Annotated in this window: 11 protein-coding genes; 7 read left to right on the top strand and 4 right to left on the bottom strand. The window is 69.3% G+C overall.

Annotated elements, in window-relative coordinates; translation table 11 throughout:
• Nucleotides 1-18 precede the first annotated feature (18 nt).
• A complete protein-coding gene (locus H0U68_RS12520; protein ID WP_296356041.1) occupies nt 19-843 on the top strand; it encodes a metal-dependent hydrolase in 825 nt (274 codons plus the stop codon).
• Nucleotides 844-880: 37 nt separating this feature from the next.
• On the top strand, nt 881-2,314 hold the full coding sequence (locus H0U68_RS12515; protein ID WP_296356039.1) for an aldehyde dehydrogenase family protein: 1,434 nt from the start codon (nt 881-883) through the stop codon (nt 2,312-2,314).
• Here H0U68_RS12515 and H0U68_RS12510 read toward each other — a convergent pair.
• Genes H0U68_RS12510 through H0U68_RS12500 form a run of 3 tightly spaced genes read right to left on the bottom strand, consistent with a single transcriptional unit; the run spans nt 2,286 to nt 4,874 of the window.
• Complete coding sequence (locus H0U68_RS12510) at nt 2,286-2,918, bottom strand: hypothetical protein (RefSeq protein WP_296356037.1); 633 nt, start codon at nt 2,916-2,918, stop codon at nt 2,286-2,288. The two genes, H0U68_RS12515 and H0U68_RS12510, sit on opposite strands and share 29 nt — an antisense overlap.
• A complete protein-coding gene (locus H0U68_RS12505; RefSeq protein ID WP_296356035.1) occupies nt 2,915-4,108 on the bottom strand; it encodes a M48 family metallopeptidase in 1,194 nt (397 codons plus the stop codon). Before H0U68_RS12505 ends, H0U68_RS12510 begins: the two co-directional genes overlap by 4 nt.
• 28 nt (nt 4,109-4,136) lie before the next feature.
• Nucleotides 4,137-4,874 carry a hypothetical protein gene (locus H0U68_RS12500; RefSeq protein WP_296356033.1) on the bottom strand — a complete coding sequence of 246 codons (738 nt, stop codon included), beginning with the start codon at nt 4,872-4,874 and terminating at the stop codon, nt 4,137-4,139.
• A 181-nt stretch (nt 4,875-5,055) separates the two neighbouring features.
• Between H0U68_RS12500 and H0U68_RS12495 the strand changes: the two genes are divergently transcribed.
• The 5 genes from H0U68_RS12495 (at nt 5,056) to glp (ending at nt 9,411) form a co-directional block, all read left to right on the top strand.
• Complete coding sequence (locus H0U68_RS12495; protein ID WP_296356031.1) at nt 5,056-5,817, top strand: SDR family oxidoreductase; 762 nt, start codon at nt 5,056-5,058, stop codon at nt 5,815-5,817.
• A 34-nt stretch (nt 5,818-5,851) separates the two neighbouring features.
• Nucleotides 5,852-6,076: an addiction module protein gene (locus H0U68_RS12490; RefSeq protein WP_296356029.1), complete on the top strand. Its 225-nt coding sequence runs from the start codon at nt 5,852-5,854 to the stop codon at nt 6,074-6,076.
• 139 nt (nt 6,077-6,215) lie between these two features.
• Entirely contained in the window at nt 6,216-7,331 is a 1,116-nt protein-coding gene (moaA, locus tag H0U68_RS12485) for a GTP 3',8-cyclase MoaA (RefSeq protein ID WP_296356027.1), read from the top strand.
• 86 nt (nt 7,332-7,417) lie between these two features.
• Nucleotides 7,418-8,032: a molybdenum cofactor guanylyltransferase MobA gene (gene mobA, locus H0U68_RS12480; protein ID WP_296356026.1), complete on the top strand. Its 615-nt coding sequence runs from the start codon at nt 7,418-7,420 to the stop codon at nt 8,030-8,032.
• Nucleotides 8,029-9,411 carry a gephyrin-like molybdotransferase Glp gene (glp, locus tag H0U68_RS12475; protein ID WP_296356024.1) on the top strand — a complete coding sequence of 461 codons (1,383 nt, stop codon included), beginning with the start codon at nt 8,029-8,031 and terminating at the stop codon, nt 9,409-9,411. Before mobA ends, glp begins: the two co-directional genes overlap by 4 nt.
• 10 nt (nt 9,412-9,421) lie before the next feature.
• Here the strand turns inward: glp and H0U68_RS12470 are convergent, their stop codons facing one another.
• Entirely contained in the window at nt 9,422-12,568 is a 3,147-nt protein-coding gene (locus tag H0U68_RS12470) for an efflux RND transporter permease subunit (RefSeq protein WP_296356022.1), read from the bottom strand.
• Nucleotides 12,569-12,642 lie beyond the last annotated feature (74 nt).

The raw sequence follows: 12,642 nt of genomic DNA, 5'->3' as shown, positions 1-12,642 counted from the left end.
TCTTCAGGACTGCAGAGTATGACCGAGCTCGTCGTGCGCCGTTTGCTGGTGGACATGGAAGCGCCCCTGCCGCGCCACTGGTGCGCGGGCGACGCCTTCCGCACCGCCTTGTTCAATGCCCTGTCGATGAGCTTCCCGGTGGGCGAGCAGTTCTTCATCGACTCCGTGCGCAACGGCGCCAAGGCCCTGGCGGCCGAACAGCAGGAACGCTGGCGCGCCGAGGTGCAGGGCTTCATCGGCCAGGAAGCCACGCACCGCCGACTGCACGGCCTGTACAACGCGCACCTGGACGTCCAGGGCCTCGTCAACGCCTGGGGACCGCGTGCGCTGAAGCGCCAGAAGCTGCTGGACGGCCAGGACGTGCGCCACCACGTGGCAGTGACCGCCGCCTACGAACACTTCACCGCCATCCTGGCCGACTGGCTGCTGCACAACCCCGACGTGCTGGGCAGCGCCGACGCTCGCATGACCACGCTGTGGCTGTGGCACAGCGCCGAAGAGTCCGAGCACAAGAGCACGGCCTTCGACCTGTACGCCGCGCTTGGAGGCGACCTGCGCTGGCGGCTCACCTGGTTCAGGCGCATCAGCACCATGTTCGTGATAGACGTGCTGCGCCAGACGGTGCTGAACCTGCGGCGCGACGGCACACTGTGGAAGTGGAGCACCTGGCGCAGCGCGGCCCAGTACCTGTTCGGCCAGCGCGGCCTGGTGCGCCAGACCTACAGGCCCTGGCGCGAGTACCTGCGCGCGGACTTCCACCCCAACCAGCAGGACGCGGTGGCGTCGCGCCAATGGCTGGCGCGGCACGCCGACCAGTTCACCCTGGTGGGCGCGGCGGCCTGACGCAACAACCGCCCGCGGTTCGGCGCAAAATCGCGGGATGCAATACCACTTCATCGGCAACGCCGCCAAGTCGTCCTCCTCCGAGCGCACGATTCCCGTCATCGACCCGTCCGACGGGCAGCCCTACGACACCATCCAGCGTGGCGCGGCGGACGACATCGATGCCGCAGTTCGGGCCGCGCGCCAGTGCTTCGAAGGTCCCTGGAGCAAGCTGAGCGCGGCCGAGCGCGGGCGGCTGCTGATGCGCCTGTCGCAAAAGATCGCCGAACATGCCGACGAGCTCGCCGCCATCGAGCAGCGCGACTGCGGCAAGCCGACCAAGCAGGCCAAGGCCGACGCCGCCGCGCTGGTGCGCTACTTCGAGTTCTACGCCGGCGCCTGCGACAAGCTGCACGGCCAGACCCTGCCCTACCAGGACGGCTACACGGTGCTCACCTGGCGCGAGCCGCACGGGGTCACCGGCCACGTGATCCCCTGGAACTACCCCATGCAGATCTTCGGCCGCAGCGTCGGCGGGGCGCTGGCGGCGGGCAACGTGTGCGTGGTCAAGCCCTCGGAAGACGCGTGCCTGTCGCTGATCCGCGTGGCGCAGCTGGCCGCCGATGCGGGCTTTCCGGCCGGCGCCATCAACATCGTCACCGGCTACGGCCACGAGGTGGGCGACGCGCTGGCGCGGCACGCCGGCATCGACCACATCAGCTTCACCGGCAGCCCGCGCGTGGGCACGCTGATCCAGCAGGTGGCGGCCGAGCGGCATTGCCCGGTGACGCTGGAGCTGGGCGGCAAGAGCCCGCAGATCGTGTTCGCCGATGCCGACATCGACGCGGCGATTCCGGTGCTGATCAATGCCATCGTGCAGAACTCGGGCCAGACCTGCTCGGCCGGCTCGCGCCTGCTGGTGGAGGAAAGCCTGTACGAGCCGCTGTTGGAGCGCCTGGGCGAAGCATTCTCCAAACTGCGCGTCGGCCCGGCCGCGATGGACCTGGACGTGGGCCCGCTGATCCGCCAGAGCCAGCAGCAGCGCGTGTGGGACTTCCTGTCCGATGCGCAGCATGTGGGCATCCCGATGGTGGCGCAGGGCCAGGTGGTGCACGAGGCGCCCGAGAACGGTTTCTACCAGGCGCCCACGCTGCTGCGCGACGTGCCGGTGACGCACCGCCTTGCGCAGGAGGAAGTGTTCGGCCCGGTGCTGGCCGCCATGTCCTTCCGCGACGAGGACCATGCGGTGGAACTGGCCAACGCCACGCAGTTCGGCCTGGTGGCCGGCATCTGGACGCGCGACGGCGGCCGGCAGCTGCGCATGGCCCGGCGCGTGCGCAGCGGCCAGGTGTTCATCAACAACTACGGCGCCGGCGGCGGCGTGGAACTGCCCTTCGGCGGCGTGAAGTCTTCGGGCTACGGCCGCGAAAAAGGCTTCGAGGCGCTGTACGGATTCACCACGCTCAAGACGGTGGCGATCCGGCACGGCTAGCCGTGCCGGTGGCGGCGCGGATTCGCGCCGTCCCCACCACCGCCTGCGCCATCGGCAGCAGCCGCGGATAGAAGTGCATGCGCGGCGCGACGAACGTCGCGGCATACAGCTCGCCGCCGCGCACCGCCAGCCAGCCGGCTCCCTGCAGCATCACGTCGTCCTCGCGGCGTGCCAGGGTGAATTCGAAATGCACGCCCTTCTCGCCCGCGAACACCGTGGGCTCGATGCGCGTGATCTGCACCGTACCGCTGGCCGCATACAGTTCCTCGAACAGGTTCACCAGCTTTTCGGGCGGCATGTTGCTGCGGAAGGTAGGCACGCGCTGGGCTCTCTGGTCTTCGCGCGGCAGGTACTCCACCGGCTTGGACACCAGCGGCTGGCCGGGCGCCACGCCGCCCCAGATGCGCAGGTGGTCCAGCGGCAGGCCTTCCTGCGTCCAGGTCTCGAAGGGCTGCACGTCCCAGGGATCGCGCATGCGGTTCCAGGCGGCGGACACCTGCACGGCGAGCTTGCCCTGCACCACTTGCTCGCCATCCACCTTGCTGATGCTCATGCAGCCGGCCAGCGCCATGGCCAGCAGCGCCGCTGCGGCAACACGCTTCATGGCCGCGCCTGCGCCAGGTAGCTCTTGACCATGCCCGCGTCCGGCGCGGCGGGCGCGAGCGACAGGTATGTCTCGAATGCTTCGGCCGCGGCACGCGCGTCGCCGCGCGTGCGGTGCACCATGCCCAGCGAGCGGAAGGTTTCGGCAGGCGGCTTCCCGGTGCGGCTCGCGCGCTGCAGGTCGTCCAGCGCCAGGGCGCCGTCGTCGCCCTCCTCGCGCAGGCGGTGGACCTCGCCGCGGGCATACAGCACCTCGCCGTCGGCAGTGTCGCGCGCCAGCAGGCGGTTGAACAGCACCAGGCTTTCCTCGTACTGGCCACGCTTGATCTCGTCCTGGATCCAGCCGAAGCGCAGCGGCGCGATGGCCTTGCGGTATTCCGTGTCACCGGTCTTGCCGCCGCCAGTTCCCGCCAGCTCCAGCAGGTCGTCGCGCCGGTGCGCGGTGGGCGGATGGGTGGCGAACATCGCGTTCTGCTTGCCCTCCTGCTCGCCGCCGGTGACCTTCATTTCGGTGAGCAGGTTGTCCCACACGACGGCCGCCTGGCGGCCGTCGTAGCCGGCGTCGCGCATCAGGCGCATGCCCAGGCGGTCGGCCCGCATCTCGTGCTCGCGCGAGAAGGAGAACATGCTGGCCGTGATGCCGATCTGGCCGATGGCGCCGGCCACGCCGCCCAGCAGACCCACCAGCTGCGCCAGCACCGCGCGGTCCTTGGCGGTGCGCAGCTGCTCCACCTGGTGGCGCTCGAGGTAGTGGCCCATCTCGTGGCCCAGCACCGCCGCCAGCTGCGCCTCGTTCTCCACGCGCAGCAGGAGGCCGCTCCACACCAGCATCATGCCGTTGGGCGCCATCATGGCGTTGAACAGCGGCATGCGCACCACGTGCACGCGGATGTCGCGGCAGTGGCCGTCGCCCAGCCGGCACGACAGGTCGGCCAGGTAGGCATTGAGCGCGGTGTCGTGCACCGCCAGCGGGCTGCGGCGCACGCGCACTTCCTCGCGGTCCATCATGGACCACAGGCCGCGTTCGTCGGTCTCGGCCGAGGGCCGCGCGAAGCGCGGCGGCAGCGGCTGGCCGGGCATCAGCTGCTCGGCAATCGCCGGCAGGCCCAGCATGGCGCCGGCGCCCAGGCAGTGCCGGCAGGCGGACTTCAGGAAGCCGCGGCGCGCGCCGATGCGTGCATCGTTGTTCATGGGTACTGTCCTCTCGTCTGGCCGCAAGTCACGGCTTCATGGCCGGGAAACCCTTGAGCAGGGCCTCCACCGTTTCGGCCGCGACCTGCGGCTCGCGCAGGTCGCCCCACATGCGGCGCAGGTCGTTGAACCAGACGATGCGCCCGGTGTTCAGGTCCACCAGCGAGGCATAGCCGTTCTGCTCGCCGCCGGTGTTGAAGCCGCCCAGCAGCGCCAGGGCGACGATGGCCGCCTTGCGCTCGTTGCTGGCGTAGGTGTCGCGCACCCAGGTGAACAGCGCGTAGTCGGCGCCGGTGCGCTGCTTCAGCACGCGCGCCGATTCGCCCAGCGACCAGTCCAGCTTGCCGGCCTTGGTCGGCAGCTCCAGCCCACGCCGGGTGTGGTGCACCCAGATGGCGTCCGCCACGGCGCGGTGCAGCGCCGCCACTTCGGAAAATTCGTCCAGCTGCGCCTCGCTGAGCTCCACGACTTGGGCGCCCAGCTGCGCGCGGCGCGCTTCCAGCGCCGCCTTGACGTTCTTTTGCGCCGCCTCGGTCCAGTCGGCGCGCGGCTCAGTGACGCCGCCGGCGCTGATGGAGAACAGCTCCATGTCGGCCGGCATCACCAGCAGCTTGCTGCCGGCCGGCCGGCTGGTGAAGCCGGGCGCCAGATGGCGGGTGCCGGCGGTGTCGGCCAGGGCAGCCGGCGCGCAGGCCGCCAGCAACAGGGCGGCCGCGGCGATGCGCAAACGGTGGTGGGTGGGTCGGGTGGGGTACAACGTGGGCATGTGAGACGCCTGCCTCTGGTGCAACAATGCGAAGGCTGAGGCAAACGCAACACATCCGTGAATTGCAACGCGCCCGGGGTGCAAATTCAGCCTTGCGCGAACTTCATTTCACGGGGTTGTGCGCTTTTACCAACAGGCCCGGCGCGGTGCCGGGCCCCACATTCATCGCACAGGAGTTTCGATGCGGGTCCAGGACAAATCCATCATCGTCACCGGCGCCGGCAGCGGCATCGGCGAGGGCATTGCCCACCGGCTGGCAGAGCAAGGCGCGCAGGTCATCGTCAACGACATCAACGCGGCGAACGGAGAGAAGGTGGCCGAGGCGATCCGCACGGCCGGCCACAAGGCATCGTTCTTCCAGGCCGACGTGACCTGCAGCGCCGACGTGAAGGCGCTGGTCGACGCGGCCGTGCAGCGCCACGGCAAGCTCGACGTGATGGTCAACAACGCGGGCTGGACGCACCGCAACCGCCCGGCGCTGGAAGTGAGCGAGGACGAGTTCGACCGCGTCTACGCCATCAACGTGAAGAGCATCTACCTGTCCACCATCCACGCCGTGCCGGCGTTCCGCGCCAACAAGGGCGGCGTGTTCATCAACATTGCGTCCACCGCCGGCCTGCGGCCGCGCCCCGGCCTGACTTGGTACAACGGCTCCAAGGGAGCCGTCATCACCACCAGCAAGTCGCTGGCGGCGGAGTTCGGGCCGGACAACATCCGCGTCAACTGCATCAACCCGGTGTTCAACCCCGACACCGCCCTGTCGGCCGAGTTCGCCGGCGGCCCGGTGGACGAGGCGCGCCGCGCGAAATTCCTGGCCAGCATCCCGCTGGGCCGGTTCTCCACCGCGCTGGACGTCGCCAACGCAGCGCTCTACCTCGCCAGCGACGAAGCCGCCTTCATCTCGGGGGTATGCCTCGAGGTGGATGGCGCGCGCTGCGTCTGAGCGGATAATTCCCCAGCGCAAGGAGAGCACCCACATGAGTACCGCTTCGATCACGCAGCAAGCGCTCGACCTGCCCCTGGCCGAACGTGTCGCTGTCGCCCAGGCTCTGTGGGCCAGCATCGACGACCAGTTGGCGGAAGTCGATGTGCTCGACGCGGTGCTTGTCGCCCGCGAGCGGGACGCCGCGTTCGATACGGGCGCGGTGGCCGGCCTTTCCCATGAACAGGTGATGCAGGATGCGCGGCGCCGGATCGGATGAGGCTGCTCATCAGACGCATCATGTTGAAGCGCTTTCCGTTCGGCATTTATTTCCGCATCTCCGATGATGCGGTGCGCGTACTGACCCTGAAGCACCACCGCCAGCATCCCGGCTACGGCATGCATCGCCGCTGAACCCGATGTCCGAACGCGTGATCCCCCTGGTCGACCAGCGCCTGCAGGCGCTGCGCGCGGCGGTGCCGGCGCTGCCGGTTGCCGCCACCGGGCTGGTCGCGGACACGCTCGGGCGGCCGCTGCGCGATCTGCGCATCAGCGTCACCGACCGCTGCAATTTCCGCTGCAGCTACTGCATGCCCAAGGAAGTGTTCGACAAGGACTATCAGTACCTGCCGCATGCCGCGCTGCTGAGTTTCGAGGAAATCACGCGGCTGGCGCGGCAATTCGTCGCGCATGGCGTGCGCAAGATCCGGCTGACCGGCGGCGAGCCGCTGCTGCGCAAGAACATCGAGGTGCTGGTCGAACAGTTGGCACAGCTGCGCACCGTGGATGGCGAGCCGGTGGAACTGACGCTGACCACCAACGGCTCGCTGCTCGCGCGCAAGGCCAAGGCCCTGAAAGCGGCCGGCCTGCACCGCGTGACGGTGAGCCTCGACGGCCTGGACGACGCCACGTTCCGCGCGATGAACGACGTGGACTTTCCCGTGGCCGACGTGCTGAACGCCATTGCGGCGGCCCGCGATGCGGGACTCGGCCCCATCAAGGTCAATATGGTCGTCAAGCGCGGTACCAACGACAACCAGATCCTGCCGATGGCGCGGCACTTCAAGGGCACGGGCACGGTGCTGCGCTTCATCGAATACATGGACGTGGGCGCCAGCAACGGCTGGCGCATGGACGAAGTGCTGCCCTCGGCAGAGGTGCGCCGCCTCATCGATGCCGAGTTGCCGCTGGTGCAGCTGGACCCATCCGCACCCGGCGAGACGGCCGAGCGCTGGGCCTATGCCGACGGTGGCGGCGAGGTCGGCCTGATCAGCAGCGTGACACAGGCCTTCTGCGGCGACTGCAACCGCGCGCGCCTGTCCACCGAAGGCAAGCTCTACCTCTGCCTGTTCGCGCACAACGGCTACGACCTGCGCGCGCTGCTGCGCGGCGGCGCGGACGACGCGGAACTGGCATCGGCCATCGGCCACATCTGGCAGGGCCGCGGCGACCGCTACTCGCAGCTGCGCGGCACCCTGGGCGCCGACACGGGCAGCGGTGGGCGCCGCGTCGAGATGAGCTACATCGGGGGCTGAGGAATGTCGACCCCCACGCTTGCACTTCGTGCTGCGCTGCCCCCCGAGGGGGCGCAGCCTCCTTGGGGCGGCCCGGCGGAGGCTGAGTGATCGATCCCCAAGACATCACCGGCCTGATCCTGGCCGGCGGCCGCGCCACCCGCATGGGCGGCAGCGACAAGGGCCTGCAGAATTTCCGCGGCATGCCGCTGGCGCTGCACACGCTGATGCGCCTGGGGCCGCAGGTCGCCAATGTCATGCTCAATGCCAACCGCAACCTCTCGGCCTACGAGTCCTTCGGTGTCGAGGTGTGGCCGGACAGCATGCCGGATTTCGCCGGGCCGCTGGCCGGCTTCCTCACGGGGCTGGAGCGCTGCGAAACGCCCTACCTCGCCACCGTGCCCTGCGACACGCCGCTGTTTCCCGCCGACCTGGTCGCGCGGCTGGCCGAAGCGCTGGAGCGGGAGGATGCCGACATCGCCATGGCCGCCGCGCCCGAAGAAGACGGCCAGCTGCGCACGCAGCCGGTGTTCTGCCTCTTGAAGCACGCGCTGATGGAAAGCCTGGTGCGCTTCACGCACGAAGGCGGCCGCAAGATCGACGCCTGGACGGCGCAGCACCGCACCGCCATCGTCGCCTTCGACCAGCCGCAGGACGATGCGCGCGCGTTCTTCAACGCCAACACGCTGGCGGAACTGCACCGGCTGGAACAGTCGCCATGAAGAGCATCGCGGACATCGCGGCAGAACTGCAGGGCTACGACCCGCAGGCACTGAGCGCGGATGCGGTCGGCGACTTTCTCGCGCGGCTGGTCGCACCGGTGGCCGAAAGCGAAGAGGTCCGCATTCTCGACGCACTGGGCCGCGTGCTGGCCGAAGACATCGTGTCGCCGATCAGCGTGCCGCCGCACGACAACTCGGCGATGGACGGCTATGCCTTCGACGGCGCGCAGCTCGGCGCGAACGCCCCGCTGGAACTGGAGGTGGTGGGGACCGCCCTGGCCGGCAAGGCCTGGCAAGGCCACTGCGGCGCGGGCCAGTGCGTGAAGATCATGACCGGCGCCATCATGCCGGCGGCGCTGGACACGGTGGTGCCGCAAGAGTTCGCCTCCGTTCGAGTCGATCCTTCCCCCGTTCGCCCTGAGCCTGTTTCACCCGTTCGCCCTGAGCCTGTCGAAGGGCCGGCTTCGACAGGCTCAGCCCGAACGGCCACCAAGACAGTGATCACCATCCCGCCCGGCATCCTGCGTGCCGGCGACAACCGCCGGCACAAGGGCGAGGACCTGGCCGAAGGCAAGCCCGCACTGGACAAGGGCGAGCGGCTCGGCCCGGCCGCCTGCGGCCTGGTCGCGAGCCTGGGCCTGGCCACGGTGCGCGTGGTGCGGCGCCTGCGCGTGGCGTACTTCTCCACCGGCGACGAGATCCTGAGCCTGGGCGAGCCGCCGCGCGAAGGCGCGGTGTACGACAGCAACCGCTACACGGTGCACGGCCTGCTCGTGCGCCTGGGCTGCGAGGTGATCGACCTGGGCGTGGTGCGCGACGAGCCGAGCCACCTGGAAGCCGCATTCCGCCACGCCGCGGCGCGCGCGGACGCCATCATCACCAGCGGCGGCGTCAGCGTGGGCGAGGCCGACTTCACCAAGGCCATGATGAAGCAGCTGGGCGACGTGGCCTTCTGGAAGGTCGCCATGCGCCCAGGCCGGCCGATGGCGGTGGGCCGCATCTCTTCGGCAAGCTCAGGACACGCGGGTGCGGTGCTGTTCGGCCTGCCCGGCAACCCGGTGGCCGTGATGGTCACCTTCCTCGCCTTCGTGCGCCCGGCCCTGCTGCGCATGATGGGCGCGCGCGACACGTCGGCGCCGCTGCTGAAGGCACGCAGCGCCCAAGCCATGCGCAAGAAGCCGGGCCGCACCGAATACCAGCGCGGCATCGTCACCGCGCAGGCCGACGGCGTGCTGCAGGTCCGCACCACCGGCAACCAGGGCTCGGGCGTGCTCAGCTCCATGGTGCAGGCCAATGGCCTCATCGTGCTGCACCACGGCCAGGGCGACGTGGCGCCGGGCGACGAAGTGGATGTGATGATGTTCGAAGGCGCGATCTAGCCGCTGCGCTCTATTTCGCGATGAGCTCGTCCCCGTGCAGCTCCTGCGGAGCTTCGCGCGTCTCTGCCTTGTTCGCGCCGGGCACTTCCCGGCGGGCGAACAGGGTGTACATGGTGGGCACCACGAAGATGGTCAGCAGCGTGCCCAGCGACATGCCGCCCACGATCACCCAGCCGATCTGCGTGCGGCTTTCGGCGCCGGCGCCGCTCGCCATCGCCAGCGGCACCGCGCCCAGCACCATGGCGCCGGTGGTCATCAGGATCGGGCGCAGGCGCTGGGAAGCTGCCTTCACCAGCGCGTCCACCATCTCCATGCCCTCCTCGCGCAGCTGGTTGGCGAATTCAACGATCAGGATGCCGTGCTTGGTGATCAGGCCCACCAGCGTGATCAGGCCGATCTGCGAGTACACGTTGAGCGAGCCGCCGCTCCACTTCAGCGCCAGCAGCGCGCCGATCATCGACAGCGGCACCGACAGCATGATCACCAGCGGATCGACGAAGCTCTCGAACTGCGCGGCCAGCACCAGGAAGATGAACAGCAGCGCCAGCACGAACACGATGGCCAGCGCGCCCTGCGAGTTCCTGAACTCGCGCGAGGTGCCGTTCAGGTCGGTGGTGTAGCCCGGCTTGAGCACCTTTGCCGCCGTCTCGTCCATGAAGGCGAGCGCCTGGCCCAGCGAGTAGTCGGGCGCCAGGTTGGCCGTGATGGTGACCGCGCGGCGCTGGCCGAAGTGGTTCAGCTCGCGCGGGCTCACGCTCTCGCGCGTCTTCACCAGCGCCGACAGCGGAATCATCGCGTCGTTGCGGCCGCGCACGTTGATGCTGTCGATGGCCTCGGGCGTGCTGCGCCCGCTGGCCGTGGTCTGCACGATCACGTCGTACTGCTCGGCGTCGCGCTTGTAGCGCGTGACCTGCCGCCCGCCCAGCATGGTTTCCAGCGCGCGCGCCACCACGTCCACGCCCACGCCCAGGTCGGCCGCCTTCTCGCGGTCCACCTCGATGCGCAGCTCGGGCTTGTTCAGCCGCAGGTCCATGTCCACGCCCTGGATGCCGGGGTTCTTCGCGACCTCCTCGAGCAGCTGGCGCGCCACGCGGTTCAGGTTTTCGTAGCTGTCGGAGGTCTGGATGACGAAATTCAGCGGCCGCTCGCGGAACCCCTGGCCCAGCGAGGGCGGCGTCACCGCGAAGGCGTTCACGCCCGGCAGCGAATTGAACTTCGGCCCCAGCTCGCGCGCGATGTCCAGGGTGGAGCGCTTGCGGTCCTCCCAGTCCACCGCGCGGTACACCACGCTGCCCTGCGACACCGTGGGGTTGCCGATGTTGGCGAAGATGCGATCGAATTCCTTGTACTGCTGGCCCATGCGCTCCAGCGCCTTGGCATAGCGGTCGGTGTACTCCAGCGTGGCGCCGTCGGGCGCGTTGATGGTGGCCAGGATGGTGCCGCGGTCTTCCAGCGGAGACAGCTCCGACTTCATGGTCGGCCACACCAGCGCGATGGCGCCGGCGCTCAGCACCATCACGCCGATCACCAGCCAGCGCGCCTGCAGCACGCGCCCCTTCCAGCGGCTGCCGTCCCGGCCGCCCCAGCGCGCGGTCACCACCCAGCGCAGAGCGCGCGCGTAGCCGTCCTGCAGCGCGGTGAGCCAGCGCTCCATGTGGCGGTCGAACCAGCTGGGCTTCGGGTTGTGCTTGAGCAGCTTGGCGCACATCATCGGCGTGAGCGTCAGCGCGACGAAGCCCGACACCAGCACCGAGCCGGCCAGCGCCAGCGCGAACTCCACGAACAGGCGCCCGGTGCGCCCGGGCGTGAAGGCCAGCGGCGCGTACACGGCCACCAGCGTCAGGGTCATGGTGACCACCGCGAAGCCGATCTCGCGCGCGCCCTTGATGGCCGCGGAGAACGGGTCCAGCCCTTCCTCGATGTGCCGGAAGATGTTCTCCAGCATCACGATGGCGTCGTCCACCACCAGGCCGATGGCCAGCACCAGGGCCAGCAGGGTCAGCGTGTTGATGGTGAAGCCGGCCAGCGCCATCATCGCGAAGGTGCCGATCAGGCTGACCGGGATGGTGACGATCGGGATGATGGAGGCGCGCATGGTGCGCAGGAACACGAAGATCACCAGCGCCACCAGCACGATGGCCTCGCCGATGGTGCGGTACACGTTTTTCACCGAGCGGTCGATGAACAGCGAGTTGTCGTTGGCCACGTCGATGGCGATGTCGCCGGGCAGATCGGCCTTCAGCCGCGGGATCATCTCGCGCACGCCCTGCGACAAGGTCAGCGGATTGGCGGTGGCCTGGCGGATCACGCCGGCGGAAATCGCGTAGCGGCCGTTCAGCCGCACCGAGCTGCGCTCGTCGGCGGCGCCCTCCTCCACCCGCGCCACGTCGCGGATCTTCACCGGGAAGCCGTTGACGTTGCGGATCACCACCTCGGCGAATTGCCCGGGGCGGAACAGGTCGGTCTGCGAGGTGACGCTGAATTCGCGCTGCTGCGACTCGATGCGCCCGGCCGGCAGCTCCAGGTTGCTGCGCCGGATCGCGTCTTCCACGTCCTGCGTGGTGAGCTTGAAGCCGGCCAGCTTGTCCGGGTCCAGCCACACGCGCATGGCGTACTTTCGCTCGCCGAAGATGCGCACGTCGGCCACGCCGGTCACCGTCTGCAGCCGCGGCTTGACGATGCGGTTGACCATGTCGTTGATCTGCAGCGGATTGAGCGTCTCGCTGGTGAAGGCCAGCCAGATCACCGGGAAGGCGTCGGCCTCCACCTTGGCGATCACCGGCTCCTCGATCGCCTGCGGCAGGCGGTTGCGCACGCGCGAGGTGCGGTCGCGCACCTCGGCCGCGGCGGCGTCGGCGTCCTTCTCCAGGCGGAAGCGCACCGAGATCTGGCTCTGCTCGGCGCGGCTGATCGAGGTGATCACGTCCACCGCGTCGATGCCGGCGATGGAGTCCTCCAGCGGCTTGCTGACCTGCGACTCGATCACCTCGGCCGAGGCGCCCGGGTAGCGCACGCTCACCGTCACCATCGGCTCGTCGATCTTCGGGTACTCGCGCACCGACAGCCGGCTGAAGCTGACCAGGCCGATCAGCAGCACCAGCAGCGACAGCACGGTGGCGAACACCGGGCGGCGGATGGCGATTTCGGGCAACTGCATGGCAAAGACTCCGGTGGCGGGCTCAGGCGCCCGCAGCGGCGGCGCGCGGCACGGGGGGCCGGCCAGCCGGGCGC

Origin of the sequence: Ramlibacter sp., assembly GCF_013697775.1 — a bacterium.
Classification (GTDB): Bacteria; Pseudomonadota; Gammaproteobacteria; order Burkholderiales; family Burkholderiaceae_C; genus Ramlibacter.
This window is presented reverse-complemented; position numbering and strand designations above follow the sequence as displayed.

Excerpts from the sequence above, each read along its gene's own strand:
- H0U68_RS12520 (WP_296356041.1), top strand. The coding sequence starts at position 19 with ATGACCGAGCTCGTCGTGCGCCGTTTGCTGGTGGACATGGAAGCGCCC.
- H0U68_RS12515 (WP_296356039.1), top strand. The coding sequence starts at position 881 with ATGCAATACCACTTCATCGGCAACGCCGCCAAGTCGTCCTCCTCCGAG.
- H0U68_RS12510 (WP_296356037.1), bottom strand. The coding sequence starts at position 2,918 with ATGAAGCGTGTTGCCGCAGCGGCGCTGCTGGCCATGGCGCTGGCCGGC.
- H0U68_RS12505 (WP_296356035.1), bottom strand. The coding sequence starts at position 4,108 with ATGAACAACGATGCACGCATCGGCGCGCGCCGCGGCTTCCTGAAGTCC.
- H0U68_RS12500 (WP_296356033.1), bottom strand. The coding sequence starts at position 4,874 with ATGCCCACGTTGTACCCCACCCGACCCACCCACCACCGTTTGCGCATC.
- H0U68_RS12495 (WP_296356031.1), top strand. The coding sequence starts at position 5,056 with ATGCGGGTCCAGGACAAATCCATCATCGTCACCGGCGCCGGCAGCGGC.
- H0U68_RS12490 (WP_296356029.1), top strand. The coding sequence starts at position 5,852 with ATGAGTACCGCTTCGATCACGCAGCAAGCGCTCGACCTGCCCCTGGCC.
- moaA (WP_296356027.1), top strand. The coding sequence starts at position 6,216 with ATGTCCGAACGCGTGATCCCCCTGGTCGACCAGCGCCTGCAGGCGCTG.
- glp (WP_296356024.1), top strand. The coding sequence starts at position 8,029 with ATGAAGAGCATCGCGGACATCGCGGCAGAACTGCAGGGCTACGACCCG.
- H0U68_RS12470 (WP_296356022.1), bottom strand. The coding sequence starts at position 12,568 with ATGCAGTTGCCCGAAATCGCCATCCGCCGCCCGGTGTTCGCCACCGTG.